Source organism: Cupriavidus sp. CP313, from assembly GCF_054072015.1.
Window position 1 is genome coordinate 1 of sequence record NZ_JBSVZB010000020.1, and the last position, 18075, is coordinate 18075.

The 18075-nt window shown below is 59.5% G+C and carries 17 protein-coding genes and 3 pseudogenes; 17 read left to right on the plus strand and 3 right to left on the minus strand.

Translation table 11 applies throughout. The features are described 5' to 3' along the window. Positions 1–88 precede the first annotated feature (88 nt). The 3 genes and pseudogenes from ACW4E8_RS24655 to ACW4E8_RS24665 all read left to right on the plus strand — a co-directional run. A pseudogene (locus ACW4E8_RS24655) lies at positions 89–399 on the plus strand (integrase core domain-containing protein); the annotation flags it as partial. Between the two features lie 175 nt (positions 400–574). Beyond that, entirely contained in the window at positions 575–895 is a 321-nt protein-coding gene (locus tag ACW4E8_RS24660) for an H-NS histone family protein (RefSeq protein ID WP_456806909.1), read from the plus strand. A 1690-nt stretch (positions 896–2585) separates the two neighbouring features. Then, the gene (locus ACW4E8_RS24665; RefSeq protein WP_456806910.1) at positions 2586–3266 is read left to right on the plus strand and encodes an SOS response-associated peptidase; all 681 of its coding nucleotides are present in this window, start codon (positions 2586–2588) and stop codon (positions 3264–3266) included. A gap of 72 nt (positions 3267–3338) precedes the next feature. Here the strand turns inward: ACW4E8_RS24665 and ACW4E8_RS24670 are convergent, their stop codons facing one another. After that, on the minus strand, positions 3339–3641 hold the full coding sequence (locus ACW4E8_RS24670) for a hypothetical protein (protein ID WP_456806911.1): 303 nt from the start codon (positions 3639–3641) through the stop codon (positions 3339–3341). 1250 nt (positions 3642–4891) lie between these two features. Here ACW4E8_RS24670 and ACW4E8_RS24675 point away from each other — a divergent pair. The 4 genes from ACW4E8_RS24675 to ACW4E8_RS24690 all read left to right on the plus strand — a co-directional run bounded on the left by ACW4E8_RS24675 (position 4892) and on the right by ACW4E8_RS24690 (position 8449). After that, positions 4892–5452, plus strand: a complete 561-nt coding sequence (locus ACW4E8_RS24675) for a phasin family protein (protein WP_456806912.1) — start codon at positions 4892–4894, stop codon at positions 5450–5452. A gap of 822 nt (positions 5453–6274) precedes the next feature. Beyond that, the gene (locus ACW4E8_RS24680) at positions 6275–6721 is read left to right on the plus strand and encodes a hypothetical protein (RefSeq protein ID WP_456806913.1); all 447 of its coding nucleotides are present in this window, start codon (positions 6275–6277) and stop codon (positions 6719–6721) included. A gap of 582 nt (positions 6722–7303) precedes the next feature. Then, the gene (locus ACW4E8_RS24685; protein WP_456806914.1) at positions 7304–8170 is read left to right on the plus strand and encodes a CHAD domain-containing protein; all 867 of its coding nucleotides are present in this window, start codon (positions 7304–7306) and stop codon (positions 8168–8170) included. Between the two features lie 81 nt (positions 8171–8251). Then, positions 8252–8449 carry a DUF3562 domain-containing protein gene (locus tag ACW4E8_RS24690; protein WP_456806915.1) on the plus strand — a complete coding sequence of 66 codons (198 nt, stop codon included), beginning with the start codon at positions 8252–8254 and terminating at the stop codon, positions 8447–8449. Positions 8450–9056: 607 nt separating this feature from the next. Here the strand turns inward: ACW4E8_RS24690 and ACW4E8_RS24695 are convergent. Beyond that, positions 9057–9485, minus strand: coding sequence for a GNAT family N-acetyltransferase (locus ACW4E8_RS24695; protein ID WP_456806916.1), 429 nt, complete (start codon positions 9483–9485; stop codon positions 9057–9059). Between the two features lie 255 nt (positions 9486–9740). Next, a complete protein-coding gene (locus tag ACW4E8_RS24700) occupies positions 9741–10112 on the minus strand; it encodes a PHA-granule associated protein 4 (protein ID WP_456806917.1) in 372 nt (123 codons plus the stop codon). Positions 10113–11129: 1017 nt separating this feature from the next. Here ACW4E8_RS24700 and ACW4E8_RS24705 point away from each other — a divergent pair. The 10 genes and pseudogenes from ACW4E8_RS24705 to ACW4E8_RS24750 all read left to right on the plus strand — a co-directional run. Continuing rightward, on the plus strand, positions 11130–11321 hold the full coding sequence (locus ACW4E8_RS24705; protein ID WP_456806918.1) for a response regulator transcription factor: 192 nt from the start codon (positions 11130–11132) through the stop codon (positions 11319–11321). Then, on the plus strand, positions 11272–11697 hold the full coding sequence (locus ACW4E8_RS24710; protein WP_456806919.1) for a helix-turn-helix domain-containing protein: 426 nt from the start codon (positions 11272–11274) through the stop codon (positions 11695–11697). The genes ACW4E8_RS24705 and ACW4E8_RS24710 overlap by 50 nt, the downstream gene beginning before the upstream one ends. Before the next feature lie 167 nt (positions 11698–11864). After that, complete coding sequence (locus tag ACW4E8_RS24715; RefSeq protein WP_456806920.1) at positions 11865–12722, plus strand: sensor histidine kinase; 858 nt, start codon at positions 11865–11867, stop codon at positions 12720–12722. A 2-nt stretch (positions 12723–12724) separates the two neighbouring features. Beyond that, positions 12725–13369: a response regulator gene (locus ACW4E8_RS24720; RefSeq protein ID WP_456806921.1), complete on the plus strand. Its 645-nt coding sequence runs from the start codon at positions 12725–12727 to the stop codon at positions 13367–13369. Between the two features lie 219 nt (positions 13370–13588). Beyond that, the gene (locus tag ACW4E8_RS24725) at positions 13589–14950 is read left to right on the plus strand and encodes a hypothetical protein (RefSeq protein ID WP_456806922.1); all 1362 of its coding nucleotides are present in this window, start codon (positions 13589–13591) and stop codon (positions 14948–14950) included. A gap of 102 nt (positions 14951–15052) precedes the next feature. Then, positions 15053–16348, plus strand: coding sequence for a hypothetical protein (locus ACW4E8_RS24730; RefSeq protein ID WP_456806923.1), 1296 nt, complete (start codon positions 15053–15055; stop codon positions 16346–16348). Between the two features lie 19 nt (positions 16349–16367). Beyond that, complete coding sequence (locus tag ACW4E8_RS24735) at positions 16368–16625, plus strand: hypothetical protein (RefSeq protein ID WP_456806924.1); 258 nt, start codon at positions 16368–16370, stop codon at positions 16623–16625. 57 nt (positions 16626–16682) lie between these two features. Beyond that, entirely contained in the window at positions 16683–16898 is a 216-nt protein-coding gene (locus ACW4E8_RS24740) for a hypothetical protein (protein ID WP_456806925.1), read from the plus strand. A 259-nt stretch (positions 16899–17157) separates the two neighbouring features. Then, positions 17158–17403 (plus strand): annotated as a pseudogene (locus tag ACW4E8_RS24745) (hypothetical protein); the annotation flags it as partial. Then, positions 17286–17654, plus strand: a pseudogene (locus ACW4E8_RS24750) (PDDEXK nuclease domain-containing protein); the annotation flags it as partial. The pseudogenes ACW4E8_RS24745 and ACW4E8_RS24750, both read left to right, overlap by 118 nt. Positions 17655–18075: the final 421 nt, after the last annotated feature.

Consider the following 18075-nt stretch of genomic DNA (forward strand, 5'->3'; position numbering starts at 1 on the left):
TCTCGCCCTGTCAACTTCTGCATCCACCCCGCTGGTCGTCCCATAAACACCTCCTTGATTAAAGGTGTTGCGACGACCAGTTGATTTCGCCCAATACGTCAGCATTCGCTATAGCGAGCGCCTGGCCGAGGCGGCTATCGAACCATCGGTTGGCAGCCGGGCGACAGTTACGATAACGCATTGGCTGAGACGATCAATGGCCTGTACAAGGCCGAACTGATCCATCGTCGCACTGCCTGGAAGACGCGTGAAGCCGTTGAATTGGCCACGCTGGAATGGGTAACCTGGTTCAACCACCACCGGCTGATGGAACCCCTCGGCTATATCCCGCCCGCCGAAGCTGAGGCAAACTACTATCGGCAGCTTCAAATCCCTGCCGCTGAACTGCTATTAACTTAAACCAACCAGCCTCCACGATTCCCGGGGCGGTTCAAGGGGCCGGAAGGATAGCACCACAAGGGGATAATTCAGCAGGTACCTAATCTCTCGCGCAGAGGTTCGAGTCGCAAAGTAAGTGAAAACTTCGAAGAGTGCTGTACGATATAAGTCACCAACCAAAAGAAGGATATTTTAAATGGCAACTTACAAGCAACTCATTGCAGAAAAAGAAGCACTCGAAGCGCAGCTCGCCGAAGTTCGCGCCAGTGAGGTCGCTGGTGTCATTGAGAAAATTCAGATTTTGATGGCCGAGTACGAACTTACGGTCGAAGACATTGCGCCCAAGCGCCGGCGCGGTCGCCCGGCTGGTGCCGGCGGCGAGAAGGTCGCGGGCAAGGCGAAGCCGGCATTGCCGCCAAAGTATATGGACCCAAAAACTGGAAAGACTTGGTCCGGGCGCGGTCGTACGCCAGCCTGGTTGGGCAAGAATCCAAAGCGCTTCTTGATAGCAGAGTAGGCACCTCGCAAAATGCGCTACTACGTCCCAGATATCGACGTAGAACGCCTCCGTGCCATCGGGGCTATTGGCGTCGAAAAGCTAGGCGGTCTTCCCTATGGGCTGCCGCCTGACCGGTGGCCTGTGTGCAGGCAGTGTGGAAACCACCAATCCTTCCTGGCTCAGTTTGTGCATCATGCTGAACGGCTCAATTTGGAGCGGGAAGGACGACACCTCTTCATCTTCCAGTGCAATCGTTCCCCAAGGAATTTGCAGTACTTGGGAGCACGGCTCTGGCAGCAAACACGCGCTGAAACACTGAGTGTTTGCGGAGACATACCTAGTCTGGCTGGCTTGAGCGAGTATCCCCTGCCTGATGAGAGATGCAGAGCCTGTCAGACTAGCTGAGATTGGATTTCGTTTCACAGATGAACAGCCCAGCTGCCTGGCAATGTGTTCCCCCTTATCCTAGTCTTGAATAGCTTTGTTAGGGTGCGTGGCAATCTCCTTCTCCTCTTGGTCGAAAGACCGATTGATGGTGCCCGCTGAGGTTCACACCTCACGGGCCCTCTTTTTGCCCTCACATCGCGTCCCGAGAGTCGAAGCTAGGCACCCTGGGCAGGCTTACGCTGCAAACAGGCGGGCTTGGAGTCCTACTCGGCGCCGACCTTAGTCAGTTGCACGACGCTCGAAAAGAATTGCAGCTCCGCAAGACCAAGCTGCCCCCTGGAACTCGCTCAGGGGCAAGGCGAATCTCGTACGCCATGGGATGCGCCTCCAGTGCAGGACGCGCACCTGTTACTTGCTCTTCTTCTCTCCTTTGGCGAGGAAGCAGGGGTTGCGGGTTGGGCACGAAGAAGGTCTGGGTCACAGTAGCGCGCGCTGCGCGTGTGTTGTCGTGGAAGATGTCTGGGTTACCTGACCGCTTGAGACCTGACCACTAGCGGCCGAGGCGGCCGGGTCGTCAATAAGCCTTGTTGACAAATGCACAGTCTTTCTTACACAAAGAGCCCCAAACAGGGGCTCTTCGAAACCATTACCTGGGAGTACCTCCAACCCAGTCGGTACCTACTTTTGCGTGCCTTCTTCGACGAGCCCATCGCGATTGGTGATTCTCGCGCCATCGGTAAACACATCCCGCCGGTCCGTGACTCTCGCGCCGTCAGTAAACGTATCCCGTCTATCCGTGATTGCTCTGCCTCCGTCGGTATACGGGTCTCGTGGTCCCATCACCCTAGCGCCATCCGTATAAACATCCCGCGCCCCGATGCCGGCATAAGTGGCTCCGGCGCCGAGTGCCGCACCCGCCGCGGCGAGAAGTAAGACCTTCTTTAGCATTTTTCCACCTCCTTTCTTTTCAGGTGGTCAGTAAGAACTCCCCCGGCAAAAGTTTGCTTCAATATAGTTTGTGCACTGCAACTTGCGCATTGCACAAACATACAATTTTTTCATATCTCTTATGGCGCGACGGAATATAGACACTCCCGTATAAATGTAATGAATTGCTTAACTATTTCCTTGCTGATGACATTTCCTCTCTAAGGCAGAGTCCGGGCGCCGGCGTCGCTGGAGGAAGTGGTTGCCAGCCGGGTTCCAGTGGGGTCAAGGTCGGTGCCCGATGAGAGACCCACATGTCTGCTAGCTCACATAGTCGAATTCCGGGGAGCGCAAAAGGGGCATATTCTGTCCCGTAAAACTACAAAAGATAACCATGTGTGGACGCATTGCCCAATATAGCGAGTTTGAGGTATGGGAAAACGGATTGGGCTGGCGATGCGCTCGTCCAGGGTCAATTTTTCCGAGTTACAACATCTCACCGAACCATAGTCCCCTTGTGCTGCATAGGCTGGGCGAGGAGGGGGCACCGAGCGCCGAGTATGTCCTCTGGGGATGGAGGCCGAGTGGACCTTATCCCGCCTGTTTTGTCATCAATGCTCGAATCGATAGAGTCGCGAAGAGCGAGTACTTCAAACCACTGTGGCGGAAGCGGCGGAGGGTAATTGTCCCTGCGGATGGGTGGTACGAATGGCCCATGATTCAAGGCATCAAGCGGCCTCAATATATAAGTCGCAAAGATGGACCTTGTTTCCTAGCAGCCTTGGCATATTGGGCACCTGGCGTATCCGTTCAGCCTGAGGGAGCAGGTTTTGTCCTCATTACCGACGATGCCAAAGGAGGTCTAACCGATGTCAATGACAGCCGGCCTGTCGTACTGTCTGGCGTGAATGCCGCAGCATGGGTAGACCCAGAGTTAACGCCCCGGGGAGCGTCAGTGTTGATGCACCAGCATTGCCTCCCCGCCGAAGCCTTCCAGTGGTGGGAAGTAGGCGTGGCAGTCGGCAACGTGCTGAATCAGGGCAAGGAACTGATACGGAGCGTTGCCGCAGTCTGAGAAGTCCCTGGGGACAGATACGAACTGATTCCTCCCCTCGGCCATGGCATTTGCGGTGGAGGACGCCCCTTACTACTTGCTGGTCTTCTTCACTTTCTCCTTTGGCAAAGCAGATGGGGATTCGGGTTCGGAAACGAAGGAAGTCGGGGCCACCGTACCAGGCGTTGCTGTTGCGCGTGTCTTGTCGGTGGCCTGGGCCTGGGTTGCTTGACCGTTCTCGTAGCCGGTCGCAACAGATTCCAGATAACCTGTCGAAAACTTCTGTTCGGGTGTTACGCCGGGTTCCGCCCAGACTGTATTGCCCGCACAAAGTGCAACAGTCCCAATGGCAACGACGTGTTGCCATGTTAGGGGCACAAAGAGTTCGTGATTCATTAACGCCTCCATATCCAACCCGGGTAACGACATAGCCTAGCGAGAGTCATGCCACGCCCACGGAGGACAACGATTACGGACATCAAGTAGGTCTGGAGGAATCGATTAAATTGCTGAAGGCTTATAAGGTTTCATGCCTGAAATAGTAAAGGCCTCACTAAAGTTAGAGCCCGAACCAGTAGCGCTTGCTGACAGTAGCGCCGCAGATTAAAAGGGTATTCATCGGCGTCGAACTACTGCCTCTGGTTTGCATTTCGACGTCCGGAGCGAACGCGGAATGGGTGAATGGCTTAGCTGAGACCGGCCACGCGTTCTGTTTCATCCTTGATTCCTGTCAGGGCGAAAGGAGGAAGGAAAAGGGAATTCCCCACACGGGAAATGCGCAGCGTCATTTTCTTTGCCGAGCAATCAGTTGCATACATGTGACAAGAATTTCGCATATCAGTCTTACGGATATTTGAATTTGCCAATTGGAAGTCAATGGGGCGAACGCAAGCCGACAGAGGAAGAAATTGGCTCGGCGGTTGCTCGCGTGCCCGGACTCCAGGCATAACGAGGGTCCTCATCACAAGGTGCCTCGCAAACAACGGATTTGACCTGCCCTGGCAACCAGCACGTCGAGGTGACGGAAGTCAGCTATACGGGCATCAAGATTACTGATAAGACAAACAACATTATTCAGGACGCTACACCTTCGACGCTTTCCGCCACCCTGACGGTGTGCCAGTAGGCTCTTTTCTTGACGCGCGGCCTGAGGCGCCTGGGTGATGGGTCCAGGGGCCTTTTAGCCATTGAGCTACGTTACAAAACTGAAACAGCAGCGCGCCTCTTGGGGGCACCGTGAATTCGCGACCGGCAGAGGAAACCATCTGGTCATCCGGATGAGGCAGCCTATGCTCGAGTACCCACCGCGAGGGACCTCTTTCCCATTCGTCTAGCGCATCTGGGGCCACAGTGCCCTTACTCAGCAACTAGAGTCAACCGTCGCCGAGCGCAAGAACAGGCCCGCCGTCGCCTTTCTGTCACAGTCCGAGCTTAGATTTTTCTCATAGTCTTCCGACCGCAGGAGAACCTGTTTGTCAGGCTCCTAGTGCGATGGCGGGGCCCCACGCACGGTGGGGCCGCATGTTCAACCCCGAGCACATTGGGAAGTTCCGCCACCGGTCATGCCGCACCAGTCGGTTCACCAGCCCCTCCTCGGATGTGCCGTCAATGGCAGAGTTGGGCGCTCGACAAGAAAGGAGTTGCAAATGAATCAATCGTCCTCCAAGCAAATCGCTGAAGTGCAGACGGCGAACCTTGACGCCATAGTGGGGCTGGCCAACAGCGCCTTCGAGGGATTCAAGAAATTGCTCGAGCTGAATATTCAGACTGTGAAGACGGCGCTCGTCGAGACAAAGGAGGGGGCACAAAAAGCGCTGTCAGTTAAGGACACACAGGAGTTGATTGCAGTTGAAACCGACTTGCTTCGTCCGATGCCTGACAAGGCGCTATCGTATCAGCGTCATCTGTACAAAATCGCGGCCGATACACAGGCAGCGCTCGACAAGGTGGCCGAAGCTCAATACGAGGCGAACAAGCACGAGATGACTAACTTCGTCAAAAGCGCTGCCGAGCCATGGGACTCCGGAACTGCAGACGCTGTATTGCAAGCCGCAATCAGGGCGACCGACTTGCTGTTCGAAAATATGCGGAATGCCGCGAAGCAAATGACGCAAGCTGCTGAGAGTAGCCTTAAGGTATCCGCCGACGCTGTGGCCAGTGCCAGGCAGCCTTCAGACGAACAGGCGTCGCAGAAGGCTGCACAGTAGTCGCAGGGGATACAAGGAGTGGTCCACCGCGCCGCGCGTCGTGCTGCCACCATGGCGATGAACATTGGACTGGTCCATGGTAGGTCACCTGTGTGCGAAGGGGTGAATCTCAACTGAATGAGGCCGCACGAGCCGCCAATGCGTGCAAGCCGCTGTCCTGGGTACCGGTCATGCTCAGTGGCCGGTTGCGTCAAGGCATCACGATGCGTACGAGCTCCAGGCCTGCGGCGACAAGCGGTTGGTCCCGCAATACAAGTTGCTCGTTGGCGAAGGCAGTGCTGAACCTCGCCACACCCGCTACCAGAGGCTTCGGCTCGTTCGGATGGCGGCGTCGGAAAACTCCCGATTGGACTTTGGCGCACTGGAACCCGGATTTTGGGGCGCTGGTCCCTTGACCGATTGCACACTCGATTCACTCGGCTCAATCGGGCGGAAGAAGGGGGAGGTCAGCGGCGCCGTGAGGGCGGACAGCCGACTGGCTGGGGCGTGAATTCTGCGCATGCTCGGCTCCTTGCCGCCCTGTTGCGTGTTTTGCAGGGCAGCGCAATGCCAGCGAGTTCTGGCAGGACACAACAAGGAGGAGCGGAGTTGGCCGACTCGCCGGATGACACCGCTGCCTTACGTTTCCAGCAAGACAACAGCGGCCAGAGAACGACTGATGACTTGCCTAGACGCGATTCAAAGGCCGACTAGAACAACCGCCGACGGGACCTCCTTCCTTGGGGTCACAAAGCCAAGCCGGGCCTGGTTGGACCATCGAGGTTGAAATCGTCAATACTATATATACTGTATGAACGAAAATGCATAGGAATGGAGGACTTGATGGCAGGCGAATCCCGGAAGAAGGCGGTCGCGTCGTTAGCACCGGACGCAAAGGGCGAGGAAGTGACCGACAGCAAGCTCCGCGCCGGCAAGCCTGGGAAGAAGGCGGCTCCTGCCTCGAAGGTCTCGGCTGACGCGGCAGCAGCGACTGATGGAGGGGCTTCCAGCTCGAAGAAGGAAAAGAAGGCGAGCAATGGTGCGGCACCACAGGCAGACAAACCACCCAAGAAGCCGAGGGTTGTCCGGGATAGTTTCACCATGCCCGAGTCCGACTATGGAAAGTTGGCTGAACTGAAGCGGAAATGCCTGGCCGGCGGCGCGCAGGTGAAGAAGAGCGAGTTGCTCAGGGCCGGACTCCGAGTTCTCGAAGAACTTCCGGAAAAGAGGCTGCTCGCCGTTGTTGCGCAAGTCGAGGCCGTCAAGACCGGGCGCCCTGCAAAATCCTAAGCTAGCGCTCCGGGCCCCCTTCACAGAAGGCGCGACCGAAACAAAGGAGCCATCCAATGTGGATGGCTCCGACAACCCCCGCGACAATAATCACGTCCACCTAACTTGCACCTGGAGCCGAACGCTCTCCGGCATTCGTGCCTTCTACAGAGGTACCTTTGGTCGACGCGCATCAAGTCGCCATATGGCCCATCTCAACGGTCCATACGCAACGCATTTTCAGTAATTCTGTAGCTGCGACTTGATTTGGCCTAATCATATGGCCCTTTTGTTGCAACAATATGACGCTCCTGGCGGACATTATTCGCGTTCGAGTCAACACGAGCCGGCGTACAAGAATCTCTACGAACAGCGCCAAGATGTACTCTATACCGCTCGCCGTCATCTTTTGGCAAGCCCCGCCCACCATGCCGGCTCCGACCGCGTCGCGCGAGAAATCTTGCTGGCGCCGCGCGGACGTCCCTCGGAGATACGTGAGATACATCACCGAATTCCGTGTCTCGCGTAGCCATTCTAGCGACTAGACTACCAACTCGGCCGTGCTCACCTTGCGCCTTAGTTGAGCCCTTCTCGGGGAAGCCGATGGTTAGTTGCCCAGCGTCATCCGAGTTGCATCCGGAAGCCCACGCGCTCACCGTCCTTCCGCACCTGATATCTTCGGATGTAGCGACATTAGAGCATTGTTCATGTGACTATCTCGTGAGCAATGACCCCGAGGTTGGCCATGAATTGCGGGTCGCCCTTCGCAGGCTCCGAGCGCTCCTGTGGGCCTATCAGGCCTTACTTCCAGAGGGACTTGCCAAGCATTGGCGGCAACAACTTGGGGACGTTGCGAACCGAATTGGCGCTCCACGAAACTGGGATGTCATCATTGATGGCTTGCTGCGCGCCGCAGTTCCGTCGAGCCAACCATCTGCGCTGATACTCCTTGAGGCTTTGGAGGGCATCAGGCACAACGCTCGCGAGGAAAGCCGTATGGCTATCCGCTCCCCGACGCACGTTCAGCTGATTTCTGCTTTCAAAGCCGCTATCGACCAAGTTGCTGGCGCTCAACTCGAGAAGTCCAAATCCTTTGAGCAACTCGCTCGGGCCCGTGTCAAAGCGGCGTCCTGCCAGTTGGATAAGCTACTGCCCCGTGCTAGAGGTGGCAGCCTGGCTGCGCTCCACCAGACCCGCATCCAGATTAAGCGGCTGCGTTATCTCCTTGAATATTTCTCGCCTGTACTCAAGAAGGCGGACCGTAAGCGCATCGTGGGTCTCGCGCAGCTCCAGGGAGCGCTTGGCGCGATGAACGACGTCGTAGTTGGCTCAGCGTATATATCCGCACTGCCTGCACTCGCAGAGTATGCGCCAGCGCACGAGCTGTTCATGCAATGGCTGCAAAAAGAGAAGAAGGTCAGACGCCGAAAAGCAGTACGTGCATTGAAGGAATTGTCGCGACAACGCTGAGAAAGCCTCAGACCTCAGCAGTTCCTCGCATAGTCGGGGGGCAAGTTCCCTTGCAAGAACAGCGAAGACACGAGAGGCGCCATGAGGCACCAAGGACATGACGAGCGAATTGCAAGACTCGCCGAAGAGTTGGGCCTGCCTGTGGAAACAGTCAAGGAGGCGTATCTTGATGTGTTGCGCGATTTGGCCGCCGGAGCACGCGTCCACGACTACTTGCATGTGTTTGTTGTGAAGCACGTCGTCGCACTGCTCCATAACACAAATAGACCTGACGGCTAGGGATGGCCGTCACAGCAGTGTCATTTGGATGCCGACATAATTGCTCATCAGCAACTCTGCAGTTTCGAATGATATGCACGTAACGATTCGCACATTTACTATCCCAGGAAAGCGGAGCCGCGAGTCTCTGCACCAAGCGGCCGTGTACGCCACGATAGCACAGGACGTCGCTCCCCTAATGAGAAGTGATTGGAGCCAGCGAGAGTCCGAGGTATTCAAAGCAGCGCTGAATTGGGCTCGACGGAATTCTTATGTCGTGTCGAATCCCGGGTCGGGTTCATTCTATGGAATCGCTGCCGGCCGGTAAGTGGAACGGTTGCCATGGCACTGCTGCCCAGTGCGATGGGATTCAGGCGCGATAGGACGTTTCAACCTGCCATTTACCGCGCTAGGTACCATTGGCGCACCGTTGTGAGCAAGGTGGTGGCTTCCTGTTGTGGCATCTACCGAGGCCGGCCGTCGCGGCGGAGCGGCTTCCAGAGGGTTGGGGCACGGCGGCTATTTCCACCTGAGAGTCAAGAAGGGTCTCCTGAGGTCAGATGGGCGGCCCAGAAGAGGATGGCTTCCCTTCACGATATGTCTCGGGAGACGATTGCCTCAACGGCCCCTACAGAGCTATTTGCATCACGGTGCCCCCAGTCGAATTGGCTGGTGAGAATTCCTGCGAGCAAAAAACAGCAGGGGGTACTTCTGACGTGCCGATTGGCGCGAACCCGAAGCGAAAAAAATAGGCGGCAGCGGACGCGGTACGCACTACCATTGACTCAACACCCTTCTGGCGGGCCTCTGCCACAATGGCGGACAACAGCAGTTCTCCAAGTCCCGCAGACCTCGCATGCTCCGCGACCGCCAATCCTCGCAGAAGGCCAATTGTTCCATAGTGTTCGACACCTACGCAGCCGAGAAGCCCTGAGTTATCCCGCGTCACCAGGTACTGCTCAATATGTTCGCCGACGCCCTCGACGTGTAGGGCGCAGGAACGCAGGAGTGCCTCAACCTCAGGCAGGTCCTCTCTGATTGCAAAGTGGGGCCGCATGCGACTCTCCTTGACGCCACGCTCATCCCCTCATCGTACTGTCGTCGTCGCGCTCGCGCGGGTAGGGATTCTTCGTAGGTAAATTTGCTTATTCTTCGCTGCCCAGGGAATGGGTGTGGCGCGAGTGCCGCCTGGAGGCATCTGGGCGATTCGTTCGGATTGCGCCCCGCGCGTAGTCGTTCGAAGAGGTGGCGGCGTCGGCCACGATGCGATTGAAGTGCCCTGGCGCAGGACGAGGGGGGCTGAGTTCCTGGATTATTCCCAGATGAGCGTAGCTTCTTTCAGCAGATGGCCGGCGAGGACATAGTCACCATGCTCGATAGCCAGAGCTTCCAGTTCCGACAGGGCAGCCTCTGGAAGCAAGGTCAGGTCGAATACGCAATACAGATACCGCTGCCTGAATGTGATTTTTGATTCCCTTAGGCCGCGCAATAGCGCCTCCGGCGAGCAAACCGCAATATGCTCAATGCTTCTAAATTGCACGTTGACACCATGTTCTTGCCCGAGTCTTCCCAGCTCAACGGCGTCTTCCCAGCCAGCCTCATAATCGAGGTCGACCGTGCCCTCGCTCCGCGTTCTGATGCAGTCGATTGCATTGGCTCGACTATGTGCGACATAGACGGTCATGGCGAACCTCGTTGGTGGCGTAGCGGTGAAAAAAAATATAACGGGTAATTCATGGTTGGACAACTGGAAACGGCCGCGAACGCCGTGCCCACAAAGGACCTGCCGTATCAGCCTACCTTGAACAGATTAGGCAGGGCCTATGCGAGGGGGCTGTTGTTGTGCAACCATGGCCAACCGATTGGTCGGCGCAGCCGGTACTGGTGACCAACGAAGGCAGGTGGGCTTGCCTCCTCTACGGGGCCTGGCCGAAGGCATCGGAGGCGTCCGCCATCAGTCTAAGCCCATGCGCCCGGATTCGCTCCTGCGCACGCCGAGCACAGACTGATGCATCCAGGTGTGACGTGAGCTTCCGTGCGCCGTGGGCGACTCGCCGAAAAATGAAATCAATCTCATCTTCGGCAAAGTCACCGTAGGCTACGTATGCCCTCAGCATCTGGTTAAAGTAGGCATCCCACTCACCTCGCTGCAATGCCAGCGCATTTGCCAGCAGAGACCGCGAGTGCCACCGTAGCCACCGGCGTCTCCAGTGCTTGTAGTCCTCGTTTCCCAATTGACCCCCCATTGCCCGGCGGCGCCTTTCTTTCCGCTACCCACAAAATCTCAATGAGGCGGGAGCGCGCGGCGCATCATCTAAAAATCATCATAGCGTGATGGAAATAGCAGGGCAATCGGCTGTACCTCGGAAAAGGACCCACCGAAGAGGGGGTACATAGAGAACCGAGGCAACCATCTGGCCGTCTCTGGGCGTAGATGTTGTGATAGCCGAGCCACTACCCAGCTCCGTAGGTCGTGTCAAGCGTCAGCGTGGTGCGCACACTTTGAGGCACAATCTAAACTCCAGGCAGAAGCTGCCTTTTATCTATTTTGTCGCGATGTTCGTTTGACTGGAGGAGGCCTGGCCAGCGTGCACCGGCCGATCTGCGAGAATGACCGACTCCAACGAATCCGCGGGAAGGCATGCCGGCACAACACGCACCACGGCACACATTGACCCTGCGCGAACAGGCAGTTCTCCGCATGATCGCCGCCGGCAAGAATAGCCGTTCGATTGCCACCGAATTGGGGATCAGCGTGCTGACCGTGCGCAAGCACCGGAGCAATCTGCTAGCCAAGACCGGCACGCGCAATGCCGCGCAACTGGCCTCATATGCCGTCGAGCATGGATTTCGTCGTGCTCGCCCCCTCGTCCGACTCGCGCCTGCAACCTGACACTGCACAAGTAGGCAGCGCGCAAGCGGAAAGTGCGCCCGCGGATGGGGTACAAGCCGCGCCGGCGCCCGCAGCCTATGCTGACCCGCGAGAGGGCAGCGCCCGCGACGCGGCGCAGAGCTTGTCCGTGCTCGATGACAAGCCTGCTCACCGTTTAGCGCCGCCGCCTTCGCTGACACCGCGCGAGCGCGATATCGCGCTGCGGATCGCCAGTGGACAGACCAGCAAGCAGATCGCGCGGGAATTCGGTCTGAGTGATCTGACGGTACGCAAGCACCGCGAAAACCTGTATCGGAAGCTGGGCATCGGCAATGCCGCGGGGGTGGCAATCCATTGCCTGCGTCATGGCCTGCTAGACCCGCCGGACACCTCCTGACTACGGCATTGGCAGTATTGCGGAGCTCGCGCAGGCCACCTGATGATGGCACGGAGGCCCTTGCTCACTTCAGGCGGAATAAGGCATTCATGAAATATATGTCAATTGAATAATATTTAAAAGAGATATTCGGATAATGGCGATTCTTCGCCTTTATGGGGACTCGCATGACGTGGAACAAGAACAAGAGGTCAGCATGGTCAGCATTTTCGGGGCAGCAGGGCCTTTGCGAACGGGACGGAATCGCATCGGCGACTGAAGCATCGCCGCGCAGCGGGCGGCAGAGCCGGCACTGGCTGGCCACCCTTGAGGCCCGCGTGCGCGAACGTGAGCGCCAGCGCATCGCCTGCGGTTTGCACGATGAAGTCGGCCAGGCGCTCGCGCTGGCACAGCTGCGGCTGCGCGAGCTGGAAGGCCTGGCGTGTGCGCCCACGGCAAAAGCTCTGATCGACGAAACGCGCTCGCTGGTCGACGATGCGGTTGGTACGATTCGCGCGGTCACCTTAGACCTCGGCCTCGGCTTGCTGGTGCAGGGGCGCCTGGACGATGCCCTGCGCGGTCTCGCAGACCGCTTTCAGGCAAGGCGGCAGGATGCGCTGCTGACGCGTCTGGAACTGCACGGCCCGCCCGTGTCGCTTGACCGGACCACTATGGGTGTGGTGCTGCGCGTAGCGAACGAATTGCTTGCCAATGTGCGCCGGCACAGCGGCGCGAAACAGGTCTGGTTGCGCTGTGCCTGCGGTCGCGGCCATGTCTATGTCACCGTGAGCGACGACGGCCGCGGCTTCGATCCCCGGCTCTGCTCGTCGTCCGGTAACGCTGCGGGCGGCTTCGGTCTGTCCAGTTGCGCGGCCCAGCTGGCCGCGTTGGGGGGAAGGCTGGCGGTGAATTCTGCCCCCGGCAGCGGCACACAAGTCCGCATTGTGCTACCGCTGCCGCAAGGCCGGCGCAGGCCCGCCACGCGCCTGGGCCTGTCCTACGGCGACACTGGCGGCAGCGCGCGCGCGCCCCGTCCGCGAGGTTGAAAATGCCTCGCATCCGTGTATTGCTAGCGGACGACCACAGGTTGTTTCGCGAAGGACTGGCGGCCTTGCTGTGCAAGGAGAGCGACATGGAAGTCGTCGGGCAAGCCGCCGACGGCATAGAAGCGATGCGCCTGACCGACCGCTTGCGCCCGGACGTGGTCGCGCTCGACGTCGGGATGCCGGCGCTCAACGGCATCGATGCGATCGGCCGCATCCTGCCGTTGTCACCGTCGGTGCGCGTGCTATGCGTATCGGCGCACGGCGAGCAGCGCATGATCGCCGCCGCGCTGGATGCGGGCGCTCTGGGCTATCTGCTCAAGGACTGCGCGTTCGACGAATTGGGCAAAGCCATTCGCACCGTGGCTAGCGGACGTTCCTACCTGAGCGCCGAGGTGGCCACCGCCATGTTGGCCAGCTTGCGCTCGGCACGCAGTCATGGCACGCCGGCCCCGGGCGCCACGCTCAGTGTGCGCGAGCGCCAGATCCTCCAGTTGCTGGTGGAAGGCCACTCGACCAGAGAGATCGCAGAGCAGCTGCACATTAGCACCAAAACTGTCGGCACGCATCGCGAGCACATCATGAGGAAGCTCCAAGTAAAGGGCATTGCACAGCTGACCCGCTATGCGATTCACGAACGCCTGTTCTGAACGGCGGCAACGCTTGCCATATGCGGCTCCTGCCGATGCGCAAATCAGTTTCTTTGAAGGGGCAAATCAGTCTTCCGCACAGTTCGCCGGCGCCCGCGATCGCCGACCATGGAATCCAGACGGGCGGTGCAAGCGAGATGGCGGCACGGCGCGTCTGTGGACGATGCTGGCACTGCTGTCGCTGTCGTCCATTTCCGCCAAACCAACTGGAGCAGAGAAATGGCAAACGTCGATACCTTGGATCTCTGGAAGAAGTGGATGGGCGCCGTGCAGGCCCAAGCGTTCCCGAATGGGCTCACCGACCAGCAGCAATTCAGCGCTGGCTCGACCACGCTGAATGTCGACCTCGGCAATGGCGACCCCGGCATCACCAACTACTACGTGTATGGCATCGGCGATGTCATTCCCGCCGCCAGTCCCGCCTACTCCTCCGCCGGCGGACTGCTTGCCGCCTATGCGACCTTCCTCGACTGGGTGGACCTCGGGGCAATGGTCAATCCCAACCTGGAAAGCCAGGTGAACCAGGCGACGGCCGCGCTCAACACTGCACAGACCAATTTCAACAATGTCCAGGTGGCGGCCTACAACGCCTATGGCGCCTACAAGAACGTCAATCCTAACCCTCCGCCGTTCCAGGCCTGGGTACAGCAGAACTACCCGAGCTATCTGAATGCCAACAATGCGCTGATCGGCGCATCCGGTGCCTACGACGAGATCATGATCAAGGCCTACGGCCCCGGCTATAGCGTCGTGCAGCAGGCGCGTGCCAAGGTCGGCATCAACGGCGCGCAGAACATGGCCACGCAGAACCCCTACAACATGCCTGTCAAGATGGGCAGTGTGGCGCCGGCCGGCAGCCAGCCGGTGGTGATCGGTGGCACCAATCCGGTCCCGGCCAACAACTTGTTCTCGGCCTTCGCGCCGTCCTATTCACTGCAGGCATTTAGCGCCAAGTATGCCGAGTGGCAGCAGGCCAGTGTGGCAGGCAAGAACAACGCGGGCGCCTCGATCTCGATCAGCTCGAGTTCCGGTAGCTATGACTTCGACGAGTTCGGCTGGAGCACGTCAGTGGATGCCAGCCTGTTCGGCGACTTCTTCTCCTTCTTCGGCGGCGGTTCGGCAAGCGGGCAGAAAACTAGCATCAACACTAGCAGCTCCGATTTTAGCCTGGCGGTGGACTTTACCGGCTTTGGCACCTTTCCGATCGGCCCCGGACTGTGGTGGGACAACGGCGGGCTGGTTGCCACCTATCACAACCGGCTCAAGCCCGGCGCGCCGGACTTCTTCGGCGACAACGGTGCGCTGGCCCGGGTGCCGACGCAAATCATCGCCGGCTTTCAGCCGACCGTGAAGCTAAAAATGTCGGCAAGCGACTACAGCAACGTCAAGAACAGCTGGCAAGCGCAAGCCACGGCCTCGATCGGCATCGGCCCGTTCCGCATCGGCTCGGCCACGGTATCGACCAGCGGCACCAAGCAGGACATCAACTGGGATGACGCTTCAGCCACCGTCACGATCGGGCCGGTCAGCAGCACCCTTCCCATCCTGCTCGGCGTGGTGAGCCAGAAGCTGGGCGGCTGATGCGCGCATGGCGCCCCACACACGAGTGCGGGGCGCCACGTCCGACACCGTTGCGCATCCGCGTCGGCTGCAGTTGACAACCGTCCGCCCGCTGGAGATCTCATGCTGTCCGATCAAGCGCTGTGGCGCCTCTACGCCGACGCCATCGCAAGCCATGCCGGCGTCGCCGCGCCGGAACTGTTCTCTCCTGCCGCTGTTACTTCTTTCAGCGGGCTGGGTGATGCGCAGCCCGCGGTCGTCAACTGGAGCATCTTCCAGCTCGGCGATGGCATCCCCGCCAGCGCGGGTGCTTACGCATCTCGCAGCGGCCTATTCACGGCTTACTGGCTATGCCTGAGCTTTCTGGTGGAGGCTGCCGCCACATCCAGGACGTGGCGCGGACCTTTGCGGCCGGCAGCACCTGGCAACCCCTTGAGCACGGACCTGGCGCGGTACCGGCGACTGCTGCAGGCGCACCTGCCGCTGCCCGGCATTGCTGGCCGCGCTGTCGCCGACGCGGCCCCGCGGGATGGCGAGCGCGCAGGACTGCTGGGCGCCCATGATGCCCTGATCGCTACGCTGGACGGCCGGGCACCGGCGCTGAGCGTGGCGATGAATCGCTGCCTTATCGCGTCCCTGCCGGAGGCCAGCGAACTGAACATGGCCGCCAGCCTGTATGCAGGCAGTACCGAGTTTTGCTGTCCGCGGTACTCGCTGGGCGGCTGGGCCACCGGCCTTGGCGCTTGGCGCAGCTCGCCGGCAGATTTGCCGCCGGCGTTGTCGCTGACCTTGCCTTCGCCTACCACGCTCGCCAGCCCGCGGGGTCTGCCGGCCACATTGGGGGCATCTGCCGCACCGGCCGCAGCGCCGACACCGGATCCCTTCGCCGGGGCCGGCTGGCCCGCCTTTCTCGGACTGCACATGCCCAATGCCAGCGCAGCGGTTGCGGAACGGCCAGCGCTGCAGCGCACTGCGGCCGGCGGGTTGCTCGAAGGTCTGACCCTGACCCTGGCCGGATTCGGCGTCTTCCCCATACAGCCCGGCAATTGGTTCGACGCCGAGCTGCTCGAAGGCGGGCACGCAACGCTGCCGGCTGGCGCGCCGGATTTCTTCGGTCTGGGTGGTGCGCTCGGCCTGCTTCCGGGGCGCGCGGTTATCGGCTTCCGGCCGCGCCTATCGCTGCGGGCAGCCAATGGCCGCCTGGCGCAGGAGCTGGCCGCGTCGGTGGCAAGCATCGGCCCTTTCAGCATACGGCGCGCGCCCGCCATGGCCGCCGCGCTTGCTTGCAGCGGATGCACGGGAACGGAGGTGCGGTTCGATGCCAGCGATTCGAATACCCCGGTCTTGCTTGGTGTCATTAGCAAGCCGGTTCGCAGCGTCGACGGCGCGTCAGCACCGCCGACGCACAAACCGCAGTAGCACATCTAGGAGAACTGCAATGATGGACGATTGGAAAGTGAGCGGCTATGTCGACCCCGACAACGGCGGCACCTGGGTCTACTATGAAAATCCCGCCTTCCCCGACATCCACATGAGCCGCAGCGTCGACAATCCCGCCCGCGACCATATGGCGACGAATGACCGCACGGCCTACTACTACGGCAGCAGGAGGCCGCCTACGTTCAACAACGACCAATTGCCCGAGCAGATCCGCACCCAACTGGTTGCGGCATGGCGCGACTACTACACCGTCTGAACGTCTTTACCGTTTCAGTTGGAACGTCTGCGTCGATCTACGCTAAAGGAGTGAGCCATGCCAAAGTACTGCCAGGAAAAATTTACCGAAACCACCAACGGCGCCGAGGTGAAGGTCTGCTGGCGCCAGGACAAGCATGTCCATGACGCCACTCTGATCACCGCCATCGAGCTATGGCTGCAAGCCGAACGTGGCGGCCAATGGCGGGTGCGCGCCAACAGCTACCAATCCAATCAGTCCAGCTGTTCGGTGGACGCGATCAGCTACGGCTAGCGTGCCCATTCAAGGGGCGGGACCGGCGCGGTTCGCGGCGCAGGTCCCGACTGCCTGCCAACCGGGCCGCCCGACGGAGAAACGCATCACCACGCGCCGCTTGCGATACAGGCGGGTAACGAGAGCCCGTTCACCAACTGCATGGCAGTGAGGGCGCCGTAGTGACGGCGGTGAAGCCGGCCCCTTGGCCCATTCACCGAATTTGCACCAGCGCCAGCAGCACCCGCGACGGGAGGCCGAGACGGCGTAGTCTATATGAGGCGTGACGATGGAAGAGCTAAAAGTGGAGGGGTGCTTCGATCCGCCGCCACCGCCTCCGCCTCCGCCTCCGCCTTCGGCGGTCTGCTACCGTAACGCTGAGGGGCTGACCTGGGACGGGCCGGGCGAGGGGCCGGATTCGCCTATGTCGGCCGACAGGTTCACCTCGAAGTGGGAGGCGATGGCTTCTACCTTGATCTGCTGTTCTATCATCTCAAGCTGCGCTGCTATATCGTCATTGAACTGAAGACTAGCGCCTTTAAGCCCGAGTATGCAGGTGAGGTCAGTTTCTACCTGTCGGCGGTTGATGCCATGATGAATACCGAGGCTGACCATCCAACCATCGGGCTGCTGTTATGGCAGGAGCACAACCGGCTGGTGGTCGAATACGCGCTGCGCGGCATGGGTAATCCGATTGGCGTGGCCCAGTACCAGTTCGTTGCCGAACTCCCGGCTCTTGCGTCAGCGTTTCGACGCTCGGCAGGCTCTCCTGCATGAGACCGGCTCAGCCCTGCGGCTAGGGGAAATCGGTTAGCGCAAGCGAGACGCTGGTAAGGCCAGCGTGAGTGAACCTATTGGTCGGCGGAGGGCGGACAGGGCGCTGGACTTCCTCTATCGTTTGAACTGATTGACAATGGTGTCGCCAGAGTCGTCGCCCCGCAAATCTCTCCATCTCCGGGCCAGCAAATGCTCTGCGCGGTCGACGGTAAAGACGACGGTAAGGCCCCAAGTCGATCACAGCCAATCCCTTTATCCACGCGGGTTTAGGCGGCCTGTTGATGATGGAGTGGGAGTGAGGGGAAGGGATTTCCTCGTATAAATCAACAGCTTAGAAAAACGCTCGAAGATAGTTAATTGGAAAGCGATTCTTCTAAGTCGTTGATTCCAAATGGCTTTGTATATGAGGTCTTACTCTTTC